At 37.6% G+C, this 17,641-nt stretch carries 20 protein-coding genes and 1 pseudogene; 12 read left to right on the top strand and 9 right to left on the bottom strand.

What is annotated here, in order from left to right:
• Positions 1 to 48: 48 nt before the first annotated feature.
• The 3 genes from KHQ79_RS09320 to cotU (KHQ79_RS09310) form a co-directional block, all read right to left on the bottom strand.
• On the bottom strand, positions 49 to 471 hold the full coding sequence (locus tag KHQ79_RS09320) for a VanZ family protein (protein ID WP_250648263.1): 423 nt from the start codon (positions 469 to 471) through the stop codon (positions 49 to 51).
• A 398-nt stretch (positions 472 to 869) separates the two neighbouring features.
• On the bottom strand, positions 870 to 1,151 hold the full coding sequence (gene cotU / locus KHQ79_RS09315) for a spore coat protein CotU (protein ID WP_060398691.1): 282 nt from the start codon (positions 1,149 to 1,151) through the stop codon (positions 870 to 872).
• 177 nt (positions 1,152 to 1,328) lie between these two features.
• Positions 1,329 to 1,592 carry a spore coat protein CotU gene (gene cotU / locus KHQ79_RS09310; protein WP_225514937.1) on the bottom strand — a complete coding sequence of 88 codons (264 nt, stop codon included), beginning with the start codon at positions 1,590 to 1,592 and terminating at the stop codon, positions 1,329 to 1,331.
• A gap of 814 nt (positions 1,593 to 2,406) precedes the next feature.
• Here cotU (KHQ79_RS09310) and KHQ79_RS09305 point away from each other — a divergent pair.
• Together KHQ79_RS09305 and KHQ79_RS09300 are read left to right on the top strand one after the other, a co-directional pair.
• A complete protein-coding gene (locus tag KHQ79_RS09305) occupies positions 2,407 to 3,246 on the top strand; it encodes a thymidylate synthase (RefSeq protein ID WP_225514935.1) in 840 nt (279 codons plus the stop codon).
• 839 nt (positions 3,247 to 4,085) lie between these two features.
• Entirely contained in the window at positions 4,086 to 4,661 is a 576-nt protein-coding gene (locus tag KHQ79_RS09300; protein ID WP_032732005.1) for a hypothetical protein, read from the top strand.
• Between the two features lie 30 nt (positions 4,662 to 4,691).
• On the opposite strand, the gene KHQ79_RS09295 is transcribed toward KHQ79_RS09300, so the two are convergent.
• The 5 genes from KHQ79_RS09295 to tatAC form a co-directional block, all read right to left on the bottom strand.
• Complete coding sequence (locus KHQ79_RS09295; RefSeq protein ID WP_003238233.1) at positions 4,692 to 4,904, bottom strand: hypothetical protein; 213 nt, start codon at positions 4,902 to 4,904, stop codon at positions 4,692 to 4,694.
• Positions 4,905 to 5,338: 434 nt separating this feature from the next.
• A complete protein-coding gene (locus KHQ79_RS09290; protein ID WP_003238232.1) occupies positions 5,339 to 6,061 on the bottom strand; it encodes a YrpD family protein in 723 nt (240 codons plus the stop codon).
• Between the two features lie 134 nt (positions 6,062 to 6,195).
• Positions 6,196 to 6,567 (bottom strand): YoqO family protein, encoded by a 372-nt coding sequence (locus KHQ79_RS09285; protein ID WP_003238230.1) that lies wholly within the window; start codon positions 6,565 to 6,567, stop codon positions 6,196 to 6,198.
• 257 nt (positions 6,568 to 6,824) lie between these two features.
• Positions 6,825 to 7,049 carry a hypothetical protein gene (locus KHQ79_RS09280; protein WP_003238229.1) on the bottom strand — a complete coding sequence of 75 codons (225 nt, stop codon included), beginning with the start codon at positions 7,047 to 7,049 and terminating at the stop codon, positions 6,825 to 6,827.
• Between the two features lie 177 nt (positions 7,050 to 7,226).
• On the bottom strand, positions 7,227 to 7,415 hold the full coding sequence (tatAC, locus tag KHQ79_RS09275) for a twin-arginine translocase TatAC (protein WP_003238227.1): 189 nt from the start codon (positions 7,413 to 7,415) through the stop codon (positions 7,227 to 7,229).
• Between the two features lie 317 nt (positions 7,416 to 7,732).
• Here tatAC and KHQ79_RS09265 point away from each other — a divergent pair, with 317 nt between their 5' ends.
• Complete coding sequence (locus KHQ79_RS09265; RefSeq protein WP_029316835.1) at positions 7,733 to 8,131, top strand: hypothetical protein; 399 nt, start codon at positions 7,733 to 7,735, stop codon at positions 8,129 to 8,131.
• Positions 8,132 to 8,177: 46 nt separating this feature from the next.
• On the opposite strand, the gene KHQ79_RS09260 is transcribed toward KHQ79_RS09265, so the two are convergent.
• A complete protein-coding gene (locus tag KHQ79_RS09260; protein ID WP_225514933.1) occupies positions 8,178 to 8,612 on the bottom strand; it encodes an SRPBCC family protein in 435 nt (144 codons plus the stop codon).
• A gap of 150 nt (positions 8,613 to 8,762) precedes the next feature.
• Between KHQ79_RS09260 and KHQ79_RS09255 the strand changes: the two are divergent.
• The 9 genes and pseudogenes from KHQ79_RS09255 to KHQ79_RS09215 all read left to right on the top strand — a co-directional run bounded on the left by KHQ79_RS09255 (position 8,763) and on the right by KHQ79_RS09215 (position 17,563).
• Positions 8,763 to 9,018, top strand: a pseudogene (locus KHQ79_RS09255) (hypothetical protein).
• Between the two features lie 22 nt (positions 9,019 to 9,040).
• Complete coding sequence (locus tag KHQ79_RS09250) at positions 9,041 to 9,229, top strand: hypothetical protein (RefSeq protein WP_084992289.1); 189 nt, start codon at positions 9,041 to 9,043, stop codon at positions 9,227 to 9,229.
• Positions 9,230 to 9,403: 174 nt separating this feature from the next.
• Positions 9,404 to 10,207, top strand: a complete 804-nt coding sequence (locus tag KHQ79_RS09245; protein WP_225514929.1) for a chromate transporter — start codon at positions 9,404 to 9,406, stop codon at positions 10,205 to 10,207.
• Positions 10,208 to 10,448: 241 nt separating this feature from the next.
• Positions 10,449 to 12,011 carry a spore germination protein gene (locus KHQ79_RS09240; protein WP_080010813.1) on the top strand — a complete coding sequence of 521 codons (1,563 nt, stop codon included), beginning with the start codon at positions 10,449 to 10,451 and terminating at the stop codon, positions 12,009 to 12,011.
• 29 nt (positions 12,012 to 12,040) lie between these two features.
• On the top strand, positions 12,041 to 13,132 hold the full coding sequence (locus tag KHQ79_RS09235; RefSeq protein ID WP_084992293.1) for a spore germination protein: 1,092 nt from the start codon (positions 12,041 to 12,043) through the stop codon (positions 13,130 to 13,132).
• Entirely contained in the window at positions 13,122 to 14,339 is a 1,218-nt protein-coding gene (locus KHQ79_RS09230; RefSeq protein ID WP_225514928.1) for a Ger(x)C family spore germination protein, read from the top strand. Before KHQ79_RS09235 ends, KHQ79_RS09230 begins: the two co-directional genes overlap by 11 nt.
• Positions 14,340 to 14,494: 155 nt before the next feature.
• On the top strand, positions 14,495 to 15,301 hold the full coding sequence (locus KHQ79_RS09225) for a hypothetical protein (protein WP_003238218.1): 807 nt from the start codon (positions 14,495 to 14,497) through the stop codon (positions 15,299 to 15,301).
• A 4-nt stretch (positions 15,302 to 15,305) separates the two neighbouring features.
• Positions 15,306 to 15,926 (top strand): DUF4166 domain-containing protein, encoded by a 621-nt coding sequence (locus KHQ79_RS09220; protein ID WP_003238217.1) that lies wholly within the window; start codon positions 15,306 to 15,308, stop codon positions 15,924 to 15,926.
• Positions 15,920 to 17,563: a YndJ family protein gene (locus KHQ79_RS09215; protein ID WP_003238216.1), complete on the top strand. Its 1,644-nt coding sequence runs from the start codon at positions 15,920 to 15,922 to the stop codon at positions 17,561 to 17,563. Before KHQ79_RS09220 ends, KHQ79_RS09215 begins: the two co-directional genes overlap by 7 nt.
• Positions 17,564 to 17,641: the final 78 nt, after the last annotated feature.

Genomic DNA, 17,641 nt, shown 5'->3' with positions numbered 1-17,641 from the left:
AAGGTGCATATTACCTTATGGATAGATCAAAAAATTACTCAATGTTTATTAGGTATTACTTTTAAAGCGATAAGTTACTCTTTTATAAAACATGCTTAAAATGAAAAAGAGCCAATACCCTATCACAGTTCCTAAGGTGTTAAGAATTAAATCATCTACGTCAAAACTTCTGTAAACAGATCTTATATACACTGAAATCGAAAGCTGTGCTAGTTCAATAAACAAAGATATGAAAAATCCAGTTAGCAAAATTCTTTTTACGTTATTTAATTTCTTAAATAAAAGAGGAAACAGCAAGCCAACTGGCAGTAATAATATTAGGTTTCCTCCAATTGATCTAATTACATAATATTGCAGTCCTTCATGATAAACATCTACAAAAAAGTAAAACGGGATAAAGTTATTTCCTGATACGAATGGGATATAAGAGTCGTATTTCATATCCTTAATTAAATCAGCATCTATTGGCATAGGGAATAATGTAACACTAATCAAGTTGAAAAAGTAAACCAATAAACAAAAGATAACGATATGTTTATGTATGGGTAGCCGGCTTTTTTTGTAAAGGACTCGTCTTATGAGTCTATAAAATATAAAGCAAAAATAAAGAACCATTAAGTATGGCAAGAGAAAAGCTGAGTGAGTCGAGCATAAATCACCACAATTTCCTTTTTGACTCATTTTAACATAAATAGGGAAAAGGGAAGATTCAGATTTCAATAAAAGAATACTTTTATCTAGAATAAAAAAGTAGGACAGGGCAAATAAAAACTACAAATGAAACTAATTTAAAGCCAAGTTAATGACTGTTTTCATAAATAAAAAAGCCCCGGTATGTCACCGGGGGAATAAATAGATGTTTAAGTGATTTAGTGATGTTTTTTATATGATTCGACAAAATCATAGTAATGATCATCGTCATCATAATACTTTTTTTCATAATGATAATCGTGATCATCATAATACTTTTTATCATGATCATGTTTTTTATCATGGTCATAATACTTTTTGTCGCAATCATAATGTTTTTTATCATGATCGTAATATTTTTTGTCACAATCATAATGCTTCTTATCATGATCATAATACTTTTTGTAATACGTTTTTTTCCAAGTGTAATACTCTTCTTTATACTTTTTGTAATAACCCAATTAAAGCCCTCCTTTTATTCTAATCGAAATTAATATATGAAGTTTCAATGATATGGTATAGTCAAATGAAATAATAAAATAATAATTGTAAAAAGAGGCTGTTTAAAATACTTTCTGAAAACAAAAATAAAAAAGCCCCGGTATGTCACCGGGGGAATAAATAGATGTTTAAGTGATTTAGTGATGTTTTTTATATGATTTGACAAAATCATAGTAATGATCATCGTCATCATAAAACTTTTTTTCATAATGATAATCGTGATCATCATAATACTTTTTATCATGATCATAATACTTTTTGTCACAATCATAATGTTTTTTATCATGATCATAATATTTTTTGTCACAATCATAATGCTTCTTATCATGATCATAATACTTTTTGTAATACGTTTTTTTCCAAGTGTAATATTCTTCTTTATACTTTTTGTAATAACCCAATTAAAGCCCTCCTTTTATTCTAATCGAAATTAATATATGAAGTTTCAATGATATGGTATAGTCAAATGAAATAATAATTGTAAAAAGAGGCTGTTTAAAAACTTTCTGAAAACAAAATGGATAAATTACTTATTAAAATAAGAGCAGGAGAATGGATTCAATTACAATAAATTAGATGAAAGTGTATGGAGAAGAAGAGGGACTTTCAGAAAATGATGAAGAATATTTGCTTGGTTAAAAGTCAGGAGCTCTATGATATTATTTCTGATGCTGCTTTGGAAGCTCAACAATCAGTAAAACCAGTCAAAACGATTTAAAGAGGGAATGATCTGTTACTAAATACAATAAAAGAAAGTGCAATGATCAAATGAATGAAATTAGAGGGATTTGTTTTAAACAAAGCCCAATTTCACATGGACAAATGACAATTGATATTGAGGTAAATACAATGCATTAAGCCAAGGGGAGCGAGTGGAGGAATTAATATGTTTAGACAATATCCAATTTGGTACACACAGACACCTTACTATTTTAATTTTCATATGCCTCAATATCAAATCATCTCTTATAATCCTCAACGATGTTATCAACGGTGTATGTTTCAAACTGGCGGTAACTATGAGCTATGTGACAGACTATGTTATAGGGAAATACAGGTGTAAAAGAGGGGGCTAACTCCTCTTTAAGCACACAATGATTGGAATCACAATCTCATTTTATCTGCACATGCATAGTTTTTGCGATAAAATTGGTATCGTAAAATCATTTCTTGAAATGCCTAGAAACTGAAAAAGAAAGAAGGATATGAACAGTCATGACCCAATTTGATAAACAATACAATTCAATTATCAAGGATATTTTAAAAAATGGAATCTCAGACGAAGAATTTAATGTAAGAACAAAGTGGGACTCTGATGGAACACCGGCTCACACACTAAGCATCATCAGCAAGCAAATGAGATTCGACAACTCAGAAGTTCCTATTTTAACAACAAAAAAAGTTGCCTGGAAAACAGCGATTAAAGAGTTGCTCTGGATTTGGCAGCTGAAATCGAACGATGTTACAGAATTAAACAAAATGGGCGTACATATCTGGGATCAATGGAAACAAGAAGATGGCAGCATCGGACATGCATATGGATTCCAGCTGGGCAAGAAAAACAGAAATCTAAATGGAGAAAAGGTAGATCAGGTTGATTATCTTCTGCATCAATTGAAGAACAACCCATCTTCACGGAGACACATTACAATGCTTTGGAATCCTGATGAATTAGACTCAATGGCCTTAACACCATGTGTATACGAGACGCAATGGTATGCTAAGCAAGGAAAACTCCACCTAGAGGTAAGAGCACGGAGCAATGATATGGCATTGGGAAATCCCTTCAATGTATTTCAGTACAATGTTTTGCAGCGCATGATTGCTCAAGTGACTGGTTATGAGCTTGGTGAATATATCTTTAACATTGGTGATTGCCATGTGTACACACGTCATATAGATAATTTGAAAATCCAAATGGAAAGAGAGCAGTTTGAAGCACCTGAATTATGGATCAATCCTGAAGTCAAAGATTTTTATGACTTTACCATTGATGATTTCAAGTTAATCAACTATAAACATGGGGACAGGCTTTCATTTGAGGTAGCAGTTTAATGCTGCCTCTTTATTGTTCATTAAAAAGAAAACAAAATTAGAGAGCAATCGAAGCAAAGGGATTGTTAGAAAAGCGTTAGATGGTCTTGCGTACTAGAGAATGACGGATTCTTTGGTCTGAAAAAATTGAATGAACGATGAAAAGGCCGGTTGGATTTATAAGGTGTTAATTGCTGCAAATAATACCATAAGGCTCAAGAATATTGTAATGCAAAGAAAAGCCCATACAATAGCTGTAAAGGGATTGTTGAGTCCCATCCTTTCTTTCCAACTTATATTAGTGGAATGACTGGTTTTGTATTTTGCTAACTGGATACATAAGATCACATTCAAAAAAACTGAAATAACAAGAGCTACAACTAAATAAAGGTTCATTTTCATCAACCTTTCTAGATTTCTTAAACATTTGAATAGCTAAAGTGTAAACCTAATATTAACATATACATATTTTACCTTAAAAGACCAAGATCGAAAATACGATTACTTTGTGCACTTTGAGGGTTGAAATGCAATATTTTTGGTCCTTGAATAAATGCAACCAAAAGAAGATATGAATCTACCCTTAACCATAATTAAAGGGGGCAGTTTCATATTTTTTAGCACGGAATTGTGTTCATGCCATTTCTAAGTGAACTTGGTCTGAAATTCGGCAGAATATGGTGAACAAGCACCATGTCAAATAATATTATACCAAGGGTTACAGTATTATACTGTAACCCTTGCTTCTCTATATTTCCATTAAAAATATTCTTAATATTCGAAAATAACCATTTAAATATATTTCTAGAAATTGTATACTTATATGGTACTAAATGAATACATAGAAAGGACTGTTGTCGATGAAAAAAGTTTTTTGTAAGTTAGCCATTAGTTCCATAGCTCTATTTATCTTAGCTTTTCCTAATGGCAATGTATTAGCTGCTGAAAAAGGGGCAGACAAGCCTGTCTCAATTGAATCACAAGTGCATACCGTATTTGCAAACGAGTCAACTGGCTTAACAAGTAACTCAGGAGGCGGGGAGTTTACTGCGCAATTTGTGAACGATTTTCGTAATGTTAAGATGAATGTTAAAACATATAAAAGCTGGTCTAGCTTTAAAAGAGTTTCTGATAATATAGCAACGGGGAGTAAAGGGGGATCCATTACTGCAAACAAAACAGTTACTTTTACAACAACTGTAAGCGGATCTATTAGTGGTTTAGGAATCTCAACTGCAGGCTCTGTAGCTAGCTCTAAAGGATATACTCTAAATGTTGGAGCTAATAAAAGAGTTTATATGGCATATAGAGTTAGGTATAATGTAGAAGAAGGATACAACTGTCTTAAAGATATTGTTACCGGTAAATGTGTATCAAAGAAAAAATACGTAGTTAAAAAACCTATGTATGGAGAATATGCTCTAAAAAACTATTAATTTCATATAAAAAAAGATTAGCTTTTGAAGCTAATCTTTTTTATTAAGAAGAAAATACCCTAATTTTGAAACTAGATACAAAGTGAAAGCAATCATTAATGTTCTTGAAATAACAATTCCATGAATAGCCAGATCGTATCCAGCAGGTATCAACGCTTTTGTATTAAACATAAAATACATTGATACCAAAAGAGCAATAATAACTAAAATAATCCCAAAAAGACCTGTTTTTCCGTATTTCATACAAATTCCACCCTATATTAAAATATGATATAAATAAACAAAGGAGCTGAAGATTTCGATAATTCACTTTAAAATAATCAAGCAATGACCCAACATTGAACTCTGTTAGTGTAATTGTCAACCTAAGCTTCAAGGTACTTATTTTATTAAAAGAATAATTGAAAGCCCCACAAATGAGGGGCTTTTAATTTTATGTAGTTCAATAGTAATTGAATTAATCATACCAAAGTTATTTCAAAATTTCAACTTTTGTTTGTTACTCTTTTATAATCCTGAAAACAAAAACGTCATATTCTACCGCAAATAAAGTTACACTTAGAAAAGGAAAATGCTTTTGTTAAATCTCTATAGGATTTGGAATCCGAACCGAATTCTTTATGAGGATGGAAAATGATAAGAAAACCGCCTGGCAATGCCGGCGGTCTTTTGTTACTTTATTTATTAACAGAAATCGTAACGTTATTTCCTGAAACAGCAACCTTTGCGAAATCTTGTGTATCTACGACAGGTGTGACAGCTTTATTGTCGATTGTAATATTGTTAAAAGCTGTTGAAAAAGTTGCTTTGATGGCATTACGCTGACTTTCATAAGAAACAGCCGCAGTAGCAAGTGTTTTCCATTTTGAGATCGTGCCGATGTTGGTTCCTTGAATTTCCGTGATAATCCGTCCGGTATAACCGTCATTGTTCGTTCCCCATAGGGTCATACGTGTATTGCCGTTCAAATTTTTATAGATTGTCATTTGGACTGTGCTTCCAGGACGGAAGCCTTTATTGTATGTGAATTTGTCTTTTCCTTCGATGTATGTTTCTTCATTTTTGGACCCAACCTTCATGAGGGGCTTCCAGACGTTGTATTGTTTGCTGTACTGAAGCCCGATATCCGCCTCAGTTCCGCTTTTTGCGCTAAAGCCTGAATAAATGTAAGGCGTAGAGACCGAGTCATCATTTTTTACGGTGTCAGGCAGCTTAATTTTAGCTGTGAAAACTGCGCCAGAACTGTTCAGGTAGGCGCGGCCGCCGATCCCCTTAGGCAGCTGGGAGGCCGCTTTTGCGACTTGAGTGTCTGCCGCGGGCAAGCCTGGTATACCCGATGAAAGTGTTCCGAAAAGAACTGCTGTTCCTACTGCACCTGCAATCAATACTTTTTTCAACAAAATTCCCCCTTTTGATAGTGGTTTCGTCATTCATTATACCTTATTTTGGAACTTGATTTATGTATATAAATCAACAAAATATTTCATTTTATTCATAAATTTCATATTGGATTGTTTATGTAGAGAAACTGCTCCTACAATCTATCTGTTTTCAATCGTTTTAACCGATTTGAAACCTTCCTCAAAATAAAAGCACAAGTGTTTATAGAAACGATAATCAAGAGAACGATCGCTATCGTTTCCCAGCCGGTAAGGAAGGGGTGATCTTTTATAACTGCTTGTCCTTTCAAAATAATAAAAGTACAGAAACCGACTAAGAAAAGAAAACAAATGCTTAGGATCGCTAACGCTTTACGTGTATATGTTTTTATTTCCTCTTTAACGTACAGCAAAACGAAAACAAAGCAGCTAACATTGGCAATCATTCTTATCACATCAAAGCTTTTCATGACAATTGATATAAATAGACAAAGTAAAATGAGATAAAATACTTTATTTTTAGACAAACAATCTCTCCCTTTATGTATGACCCTCAAAAAGTTTACAAAATTTTCATTGTAACTGCAATACTTGGAAGCGGGATAAATATACTTCTATATAAACTAATTAAACTATGTACTAAATATTCATTATAAATTCAGATTCAGTCATTAAGGTCTACATAAAAAAAGGCGGGAAGCTTCAGATTATACGAACAATGGTCAAACAAAAAAACCCGGCATTTAGCCGGGGAAAAAGGAAAACGAGGAGATGTTAATGGAGTTTAGTAATGTTTCTTATGCTTCTTATACTCTACAACATAATCATAGTCTTTTTTGTCGTGATCATAATATTTCTTATCATGGTCATAATATTTTTTGTCATAATCACAGTCGTAATATTTTTTATCATGGTGGTCATAGTATTTTTTATCATATTCGTAATACTTCTTATAATACGTTTTTTTGACCGTATAATACTCTTCTTTATATTTTTTGTAATAACCCATATATACTCCTCCTTTATTGTTAATACGCTTTATTATATGGCGAATAGATTGTGCGGATTGGACAATTTAAATCATAAAGGGAAAAAAGGGCTGTCCAAATTCATAGAAAAAGAGGCAGGTGACACAGAAACAAATCAAAATAAAAAGGCCGATTTTTCATCGGCCAAATCATTTATCCTACATTTGTTTGTCATCTTTGTTTTCTGAATCACTTTTTCTTACATCCTGAGTCAGTCCGCTGGTCGCTTGTTTAAATTCTGATAAGGCTTTTCCAGCAGCACGGCCAAGCGCCGGCAGTTTATCAGGACCAAATACTAAAAAGCCTACAAATAAAATAACGAGTATTTTTGTGAAGCTTAATTCCATGTTCTTTTCCTCCTGATTGAAGTTCAACCTTCTAAACAAATTATAAGAGATGGCGGTTTAAATGGAAATACGTTTATTTTGAACATTTTAAAAACCGCCAGCAGGCGTGTTGAGATAATATTCATAAAACGGCTGCTGCAGAATATAATGTCCAATGCCATTAACAAAAAGATGCGAGGAGGTGAGCTGGATCAAATGCTGTGTTGAGGCTATAGGGATCATATCGCTGCCATACGGGATGGCATATCAGGCACAAAGAAATGACTACGTATAGTACTGTGACTTGCTATGATTGAAATAGAGGAGAGATCTGGATGATGAAATACACTAAGGTAATTGGATTCCTGTCTGTTTTAGGGTTCGCTGCGGTTTTTCCATTAACGGCACAAGCAGAAAAAGCGGGAACCACTGGAGCTGGGGAGTGGGATAAGCTGGGGACTTACACATATACTTATTCAAGTCCGACAGTGTATTCGAGCGGAGGAGATTTTAGAGTATGTCTTTCAGGAAGCACTCCTTTTTCTGTTTCGCTGCACCTATATGAAGATGATGCCGGTGACAATCCTGATGATTATGTAGGGTCAAATTATTTTTCGCCCGGAGAATGTCATACCTTTAGCAGTATCGGGAAATTTGTAGATGGAAGCAATAACAAGGCGGAGTTCTTTGTTACCGATTACTCTGGTAAATCAAAAACCGTTACGTTTTATGATTGATGGACTTAGACTTTCGAAAACAAAAAAGAGAGATACTCTCTCTTTTTTATTCTTCGACAGCCTTACGAAGCCGTTCATTCACAATACCTGTCCAGCCTCCATCCATTTTATCCCGAATGATGGAGCTTTTCTCGTTTGCTTTGCCGATCACTTCATTTGGCTCCTTCCATCCGCTGTGAATAAGGGTAAACCTCGTCTTTTCTCCCAAGTCTTCTAATTGAAAGGTAACGACCCATCCGTCTGTATCCCATTCAAAAGAAAGTTCAGTGGGAACTTGAACAGTCAACACTCTACAAGGAGACGGTCCAAACGGTGATTGTAAGTGGAATACTTGTCCTTCTTTCAGCTGAAAGTCATTGGGCATAAACCACTTGGCGATGCCTTCTGAAGTTGAGACTGTCTCCCAGATCTTCTGAATAGGTGCCTCCAAGGTAATGTTTTTCGTAATATCGGGTAATGTATTCTTATGATTTTGATCCATTTCGTTTACCTCTTGACATATGATGTTTTTTCATTTAAATCATATTATAACTAATAAGATCATGTCCATAGCTTGTATGAATTATGCTGAGTCTGTTGATGAACCTTGTATCAGTCATCCAGTTTAATCTGTGAAAGGGGGAGGGGCTGCGTGTACGAGAAAGAAAATACAGTGAGAGAGTGGAAAGTGTATATTTTCGTCCTTTCACTCATGATTGTTTGTGCAGTAGCAATGGTTATTTTTGAACCAGAAATCCTGTTCAGCCCAATCGTTCTGCGAGGATTTGATGCGTTCATCAGTTTTGTTTTATTAGCTATTGTTTTTCTGGAGGAAGAGCAAACGTATAGCATATGTTTCAGGAGTTTTAGCTGTCATTAATCTCATTATGGTTATATCTCTGGTTTAGAATCTAAAACAGGAGGTTTTTTATGCTTGGAAAAATCAAAGCAGCTATTGATAACAGCCCAGGAAAGCCGGCTAGAATTGTAGTCAGTGAAAAAACGTTTCAGCAATTAGAGGAAGAGATGCGCTTTGTTTACGTTTCAAAACCGAAAACGATAATGGGGATACCTGTGGAAGTTTCAGATCAGGCAGAAAGCTTCAAACTGGAATTTTAGTCTATTCCCGACTGCAAACATGCTCATTTTGAGTCTTTTTTTATGATAAAAAAGGTAAGGAGTGTCAGCATTTTTCCGTTTGTTCTGCATCATTTTCAAACAAGCACTTGTATACATGTTTCAGTTTTTTATACTTAAGTTGTTAATATACTTTTTAAAAATGATGAGGAAGAGATGCGCGAACATAAGGGCAGCAGCTTTAAAACTCTGATAGAAATCTTAATTGTTTCAACAAGACTTGGGTTTACATCATTCGGAGGTCCCATTGCTCATCTGGGTTATTTCTATGAAGAATATATTCGCAAAAGAAAATGGCTGGATGAAAAAAGCTATGCTGATTTGGTTGCTTTGTGCCAGTTCTTTCCTGGACCGGCGAGCAGCCAAGTTGGGATTGGGATTGGTGTTATGCGTGGCGGATTACTCGGCGGTGTCGTTTCATTTCTCGGCTTTATGCTGCGTTGGCTTTCTATGTTTGACAGCTTTTATAGGGCGGGGTCCTTGGTTTTTGGCGGGGGACATGTTGTATTGCCGCTATTGGAACAGGAATTTGTACCAGCTGGAATGGTCAGTAAAGAAGCATTTTTAGCAGGTTATGGTGCAGCACAAGCTGTGCCGGGGCCGTTATTTACATTTGCCGCCTATCTTGGTGCGGTCATGGGCGGCTGGCAGGGAGGAACGTTAGCCGCCATTGCCATTTTCCTGCCTGCGTTTTTGCTTATTTTAGGTGCGTTGCCTTATTGGGATGCTTTGCGGAGGAATCATCCTAAACTAAAGGGAGCTCTTGCAGGAGTGAATGCAGCGGTAGTCGGAATTTTAATTTCAGCTTTTTATTTTCCGATTTGGACAAGTGCGATTTTGAATCAGATTGATTTTGCGTTTGCGGCCGTATTGTTCAGTATGCTTGCTTATTGGAAGCTGCCTCCTTGGGTAGTTGTAGTCACCGGTGTGATTGGCGGCTTTCTTCTGAGCCTTCTTTAATATTGATTTCTCTAAAGCGTGATGAAGACGTTCATCATGCTTTTTTTATTGTGAAAAAAGACGAACATAAATAATAGATGTATGGGAAAAATAATCTTATGAAAGAGAAGGGAATTGACAGATGGATAACATGGTATCAACACTTACTGACTGGACAGTATGGTTTCAAGCATTAGTTGTATTTCTCGTTCCATATGCAATCTATAAAGTGTTTACTTGGATTCATACATAAGAAGGTGCAATCATGAGGTGGCGGAGCAATCAGTACAAAACACAGAAGCAGCATCAAGGATCAGATCATTCAAAAGCTGAAAAGCAGGACCATGATGTGTTAACCGGTAACTTTGAAGACGACATTGAGCTAGTAAAAAGAAAGATCGGACATAACGGAGACGTTCATATCCGGGAACTTGAGATCACTCATTTACATGTGAAATCGGCATTGATCTTTGTTGATGGATTGTCTGATCAGGATATGATTAATAAAGGACTATCAGCGTTAATCATGAATCATCATCAGGTAAGCGATGAAATTTCTCATTCCGGCAAAGACATTTTTACTCCGCAATCTATAAAGAATCAAATCGTATCAATTAGTGATGTTATAGAATCAGAGAAAATCAGTGATATTGTGCTGAATGTTTTCATGGGTTCAACAGCGCTTCTTATCGATGGAATGCCGCAGGCCTTTCTTCTGGGAACAGTAAAAAAACAAAATCGAAGTATCGAGGAGCCGCTTTCAGAAGCGCTTGTTAGAGGGCCGCGCACGGGCTTTACAGAAGAGTTGAGTACGAATACAGCTCTTTTAAGACAGCAAGGAAAAAATGATCAATTAACATTGCAGAAATTTGAAGTAGGGACACGGCTAAAAAAGGATTTAATCATCGCTTATATGAATGACATTGCAGATCCAAAAGTGGTCGAGGAAGTAAAAAAAAGAGTGAGAGGGATTGAGATAGATCATTTGCCGGAATCAGGCTACGTTGAACAGTTAATTGAGGATAATTATTTGAGCCCCTTTCCGCAAGTGCAGAGTACAGAACGGCCTGATCGCGTTATAAGCGGATTAATGGAAGGCAGAGTAGCCATTCTGCTTGACGGTACGCCGTTTGCCTTGCTTGTTCCGGTCACTTTCAGCATGGTGCTTCAATCGCCTGAAGATTATTATGAACGGTGGTTCCCAAGCTCGCTCATCAGATTGCTGAGGTTCATTGCGGCAATCATAACGTTATTTGCGCCGGCTTTATATATATCATTTATTTCTTTTCATCCGGGGTTAATTCCGACCAAACTGGCAATTTCAATTTCCGGGACGCGTATGGGTGTTCCGTTCCCATCCATCATTGAAGCTTTATTTATGGAAATTGCAATCGAAATCTTACGAGAAGCGGGGCTGCGTCTGCCAAAACCGATTGGACCTGCGATAGGCATAGTTGGCGGATTAATCATCGGAGAAGCAGCTGTGCAGGCAGGGATTGTCAGTCCAATTATGGTCATTGTCGTTGCGCTCACAGCAATTTCTTCATTTGCCATCCCGCATTACAGTACAGGCATAGCACTTCGGATGCTTCGGTTTGGCGCGATGTTTTGCGCTGCGGTGTTTGGATTATTTGGTGTCATTATGTATTATCTGCTTCTAAGCAGCCATGTCGTAAAGCTAAAGAGTTTTGGTGTCCCATACGCAAGTCCGGCAGTTCCTTATCATTTGAAAGATTGGAAAGACTTCGTCATCAGAATGCCTCTTTTAGTCATGAAGCGCCGGCCTAAAATGATGAATACAGATAATACCAAACGGGTGAAGTGACGAACTCGACAGGATGGTGATAAAGTCTCATGTTCAGCCCAACCAGTAAAATCACAACCGCTCAGGCAACGATTATCATCATTAATTATATGCTTGCCGCCGGAGTTCTTACACTCCCCCGGACAGTAACAGAACAAACGAAATCTCCTGATGGATGGATTTCAGTTTTATTAGGCGGGGGCATTGCGGTAATAGCCGGGATAATTATAGTTAAATTAAGCCAGCAGTATCCTAAGGAAACCTTTTATGAATACTCCGGACATATTGTAGGAAAATGGCTCGGCCGTTTGATCAGTATTGTTTTTATTACTTATTTTCTGGCACTCGGTGCATTTGAAGTCAGAGTCATGTCCGAAATTGTGGAGTTTTTTCTCCTTGAAGGGACACCGTTTTGGGCCATTATTATGACAGTTCTTTGGATTGGGCTTTATTCGATAACACAAGGGCTCGATCCAATTGCCCGGCTATTTGAAATGATCTTTCCGATTACGGTTATCATCTTTTTAACTGTAGCCCTCATGAGTATAGGTATATTTGAGGTCAACAATTTACGCCCTGTATTAGGTAATGGAATAATGCCGGTCCTCAAAGGAGTTAAGACAACGACACTTTCATTTACGTGTTCAGAAATTATGCTCATTCTAGTAGCGTTTATGAAGAAGCCGAAGAATGCAGTGAAAGCGGTGTTCATGGGCACAGGGGTTGTAACGTGTTTTTATATGATTACCCTGATTATGGTCATCGGTGCACTGTCAGTTGATGGTGTTGTAACGAGAACATGGCCTGGACTTGACCTGATGAGAAGTTTTGAAATACCGGGTTTAATCTTTGAACGGTTTGAATCATTTTTGCTAGTCATTTGGATTATGCAGCTTTTTGCCACATTTATTATCACTTTTTATGCAGCATCTTTAGGAGTCTCGCAAGTTTTCAAAAAGAAACCCATTTCATGCATGTTTGGGCTGCTTCCTGTTATTTATATCCTCTCTTGCATGCCGAAAAATGAAAATGATGTGTTTATTTTGGGTGATATGGTCAGTCATATGGCTTTGTATATATTTGGCGCTTTGCCGATTTTGCTTTTAGTTATATCGAAATGGAGGAAAAGAGGTGAAAAGTAAAATAAAACATCCACTGTCCGCTATCGTCATATTATGTCTGCTGATGATTTGTGTAACAGGGTGCTGGAGCAGCCGGGAAATAGAAGAGCTCGGTCTCACATTCGCTATCGCAATTGATAAAGGGAAAGAAACAAACACTGAGAAAGAATTAAAAGAAGAAGGCGGGAGCTATCCGAAAAAAGACAACATTACGCTGACCTATCAATTTGTTAATGAAAAAGCGGCAGGTGCAGGGACAAGCAGTGGAGGCGGTGGCGGGCAAGGGGCGCAGAAAGCGTATATTAATATTAGTGAAACAGGGGATTCGTTACAGCAGATTGGAAGCGAGATTGCGTTAAGAAGGGACCGTGAAGTGTTTAGCCCGCATTTAAAAGTTGTTGTCATGAGTGAAGATGTGCTGCGTACATATCCTATCGACAAAATACTGGATCAATTTTTTCGTGATAATGAAATTAGGCTGAGCTGTCTTGTTTTATCTGCAAAAGGGGAGGCGAGGGAGGCCCTCCAGCTGAAAGAGAGCGGTGAAATTCCGGCATTTCGGCTGGTTGGATTAGGTGAAAATGAACATAAAGTTTCCAGAATTCTTCCCCCTGTGACACTCGCGAAACTAATTGGCAAACTTCATTCTGGCAGCAGTTTTTTACTGCAAAATGTGGTCGCGGCGAATGGAGCAATCAAGTATTCCGGAGCGGCGGTAATCAACGGGAAGTCTAAAAAAATGATTGGCACTTTAAATGAATATGAAACGGAGGGGATTACATGGATTGCCGGGGAAGGAAAAGGCGGAGTTGTCAAAAGTTATGATAAAAAGAGCCAACAGGTGATTGCGTACGATATCAATTATATAAAAAGCAAAATCAAGCCCATAGTAAAAGGAACAGATATTTCATTCCATGTCGATATTGAATCAGAAGGGGACTTGGTTGAAAACTGGAACACAAAAGAGACTTTGGACACCCAGTTTTTAGAACGTATTGAAACGAATACTGAAAACGAAGTAAAGAAAATAGTCGGTAATGTATTAAAAAAACTTCAGGATGATTATAAAGCAGATGTTGCGGGTTTTGATGAATCATTAAGACTTGAACATCCGGACTTATGGAAAAAGGTGAAAAATAATTGGGAGGACACCTTCAGTAAGGCTACCATCACGTACAGCGTTAAAGCCACAATTACTCATTATGGAACGGTTAAAACACAGCAATGAATCAAATAGGTGCTTAAAATCAGAAGAGAAGAAACATCTCTTCTTTTTCTATGCATTTTTCGGGATTGAGATATACTTTTTTTGGGAGGTAAGCATTTTTAAAATGGTCAATATGCTAATATAGGAATTGCTTGAAATAGAAGGGAGGAGGGGCTGTGAGACAGAAACCGATTTATGTAGAAATCGAAATGAGATCTGATCTGGATAAGCTCTGGGAATATACACAAAACCCATCGCTGCATAAGGAATGGGACCTCCGGTTTTCAAATATCACATATTTGCATAAGCAGCCATACGAAAAGCAGAAGTTTCTTTACGAAACAAGGATAGGCTTTGGATTAAAGGTATCAGGTACAGGAGAAACAGTTGGTGTTATCAACGAAGGTTCATCTGAAAGAGTTTCCTCACTGGCTTTTGGCTCTGATCATCCGTTATCTCTGATTCAGCACGGCAGCGGCTACTGGAAGTACATACAGCAAGATAACGGGAAAATTACTTTTTTAACACAGTACCAATATAAAACAGCCTACGGACTACCGGGAAAATGGATCGATCGTTTATTATTTCGGCCGCTGCTTGGCTGGGCGACTGCATGGAGCTTTGATGCATTAAGGCTTTGGATCGAGCAAAATAAACATCCCAAACACACAATTCGATCTGCTATCGTTTATGTGATAATATGTCTGTTTTTCAGTCTGTTTTGGTTTTATCAAGGCTTTACAGGTTTTGAAACAAGCATTTTTGCAGGAACAGCGGAGATAGGTATGGGTATGTTATGGCTGATTCCTTTAAAGAGAAAATGGATCATTCACGCCGGCCAGGCTTGTATCTTTGCTGGATTCGCTTTTGTAGGTTCCGAGATATTATTATCGATGCTGTTGTGTGTGTTTTCTGCGGCAAGCGGTGTTCTTAGTCTTCAGCTCCCCAGTGCCTGGCACACAAAACGAAAAAGAAAGAAGTGACATTGTGAGTTCGATTTATGAAAAAACGATCATTAACTATCATTTGCTGCATCCCAAGCTGCAAAAACGCTATCAGTTAGACGAATCTCATACATTCAGCGGGACAGGAACGATGTCAGAGATAAGCGGAGGCTCTTTTCTGGTCAGAATGCTGTTAAAACTGGGTGTTTTTTTCAGGTGCTTCTTTTCAGAAAGAGGCAAAGACATCCCTTTTACGATACAAAATAGAGCTTGTCTTATGAATCGGGATCATATCGGGATAGAATGGAATCGTACATTTTACTTTAAAGGCAATAAACGTTTCTTTGACGCGATCATGGTATACGACGAAAAAGAAGATAGAATACTTGATTTCTTCGGCAAACCTCATCTTCTGCTGTCTGTTTTAGCGTTCGAGGCATCTCCTGATGGCTCTCTTACGATTACATCGGGAAAGCAATGGCTATTGCTATGCGGAAAAAGAATACCGCTGCCAAAATGGCTGACGGGTACATCAGTTGTTTGCGAAACGTTTGACGAAAACAAGAATTGCTTCACCATTCAAGTGCATGTGCAAAATACAATTCTCGGTACTCTTTTCTTTTATAAAGGAACGTTTCAGGAAGAAGAGAGAGAATCATGCTAAAACGAAATGGCATGATCAGTACGCTTTGCTTTATAGGATTTTTTGCAGCGGAAGCACCCCATATATCAGTGGCAGAGACACTTGTTTTGCTATCCATTCTTTATTTTGTACCGGGAATTTTTCCTTTTGTCTTTCATCAATCGCCGCTCCGGGCTGCTCAATCTCTAGAATCTGGGTTAATAAAGTGCTATCCGGCAGCCGCTTTCTTTGCGGTACTGGCTCTTGTGACAGACATCGGAGGTTTCGCTCTGATCTGGTGGATGTACACAATTTTTCTTGCATTTTATGGAATCCTTCGCCTTTGGGAAACAAATATACATAGAATTGAAGAGACATCAGTTTTGTTCGGGCTTATCTATTTGGCGGGCGGAGGGTTTTGGTTTTTTGCTTATGCTGCACATTTGAAGATAATGCAATTTGGCCCTCTCATCATTTTGCTGACTGCTGTCCACTTTCACTATTCAGCTTTTCTGATTCCAATCTTTAACGGCTTGCTCGGGAGAATCACCAGAAAAAAGCGGATGTTGTACAGGTGGATAACATGGGTAATTTTATTTTCGCCCCTTCTTATCGCGCTTGGCATCACATATTCAAAAACACTTGATGTCATTGCGGTTGGCATCTATATGGTGGCCCTTTATCTTTACGCTTTTTTGGTGTTCACCACAGCTTTTCGCAGCAAGACGGCTAAAATTCTTATTCGGCTTTCTTCGGCCGTTTTAATGATAACGATCACTTTCTCGATGGTTTATTCATTTGGTGTATTTCGGCAAGAGGTTACATTGAACATCAATCAGATGATTTGGATTCACGGTTTTGTCAACGCGTTTGCTGTTATATTGCCCGCTCTCATTGGATGGAGAATAGAAGCTCCGAAGCCTTTTGATGCAGACAGCGTAAAGACATTCAGCCGTATCTACGGAAAAAGAAGGATTGGAAAAGACTTTTTAGCTAACATTCAAGCTGAAAATAACGCTCAATACAGAGGGCTTGTGGATGATATGGGAAGCCTTCGTTCAAAAGATTTTTCACCGGAAAATCTGGCGCCGTTCATCCTATCGTTTTATGAACAAACCATTGATTATGATGTAAAGGCAAAAGTGACGTGGAGCACATGGTTTCGGCCGTTTGCAATTGTTTACGAATGGTTCAGCAGAAGAACCGGCCAAATACATCTGTCGACGAACCCAGACTGGTATAGGATGTACAGCACGATAAAGGGTGTCAATTCGAAAAAAGACGGAAGAAACAAAGTGCGTGCCTGGATCAGAACAAATGAGAAAAACGAAACCATTTTTACCGCTCTATATTCAGTGTATCGTTCAAATGGAGAAGGGTATATGAACATCTCCCTCCCGCTTCCATTCAGCAGCATGACAGGTATTTTAAAGCCTTATCATCATCAGGAGAAACTAGTTTTGACGAGCAGGCGTAGAAAAAGCGGAGCTGGAGATGAGGGGATTTATCTGCAAACCAGAGCGGGAACTTGTCCGCTGCCTTTGTCTGAAACCTTTCTGATAGAAGCTGCGCATGACAACAGATTAACCGCCATTCATCACATGTGGCTGTTTGGAATAAAATTTCTAACTGTTCATTACAGCATTACACATATTGCCCGCCCAAATGAAAGAACCTAACATAAAGAAGAGGCTTCGGCTGAAAGCTGTTTGACGATTCAATCAGCCACATTCCCATTCTGCGCATCTAGACGGGAA

The organism is Bacillus sp. TSO22 (genome assembly GCF_020223595.1).
GTDB classification, from domain to species: Bacteria; Bacillota; Bacilli; order Bacillales; family Bacillaceae; genus Bacillus; species Bacillus inaquosorum.
The sequence above is the reverse complement of the archived record's forward strand: the minus strand, read 5'-3'. Positions and strand labels throughout refer to the sequence as shown.

What these genes read in the sequence shown, in the direction of transcription:
- KHQ79_RS09320 (WP_250648263.1), bottom strand. Translation starts at nt 471, where the DNA reads ATGCCAATAGATGCTGATTTAATTAAGGATATGAAATACGACTCTTAT.
- KHQ79_RS09305 (WP_225514935.1), top strand. Translation starts at nt 2,407, where the DNA reads ATGACCCAATTTGATAAACAATACAATTCAATTATCAAGGATATTTTA.
- KHQ79_RS09300 (WP_032732005.1), top strand. Translation starts at nt 4,086, where the DNA reads ATGAAAAAAGTTTTTTGTAAGTTAGCCATTAGTTCCATAGCTCTATTT.
- KHQ79_RS09295 (WP_003238233.1), bottom strand. Translation starts at nt 4,904, where the DNA reads ATGAAATACGGAAAAACAGGTCTTTTTGGGATTATTTTAGTTATTATT.
- KHQ79_RS09280 (WP_003238229.1), bottom strand. Translation starts at nt 7,049, where the DNA reads ATGGGTTATTACAAAAAATATAAAGAAGAGTATTATACGGTCAAAAAA.
- tatAC (WP_003238227.1), bottom strand. Translation starts at nt 7,415, where the DNA reads ATGGAATTAAGCTTCACAAAAATACTCGTTATTTTATTTGTAGGCTTT.
- KHQ79_RS09265 (WP_029316835.1), top strand. Translation starts at nt 7,733, where the DNA reads ATGAAATACACTAAGGTAATTGGATTCCTGTCTGTTTTAGGGTTCGCT.
- KHQ79_RS09260 (WP_225514933.1), bottom strand. Translation starts at nt 8,612, where the DNA reads ATGGATCAAAATCATAAGAATACATTACCCGATATTACGAAAAACATT.
- KHQ79_RS09250 (WP_084992289.1), top strand. Translation starts at nt 9,041, where the DNA reads ATGCTTGGAAAAATCAAAGCAGCTATTGATAACAGCCCAGGAAAGCCG.
- KHQ79_RS09245 (WP_225514929.1), top strand. Translation starts at nt 9,404, where the DNA reads ATGCGCGAACATAAGGGCAGCAGCTTTAAAACTCTGATAGAAATCTTA.
- KHQ79_RS09235 (WP_084992293.1), top strand. Translation starts at nt 12,041, where the DNA reads ATGTTCAGCCCAACCAGTAAAATCACAACCGCTCAGGCAACGATTATC.
- KHQ79_RS09215 (WP_003238216.1), top strand. Translation starts at nt 15,920, where the DNA reads ATGCTAAAACGAAATGGCATGATCAGTACGCTTTGCTTTATAGGATTT.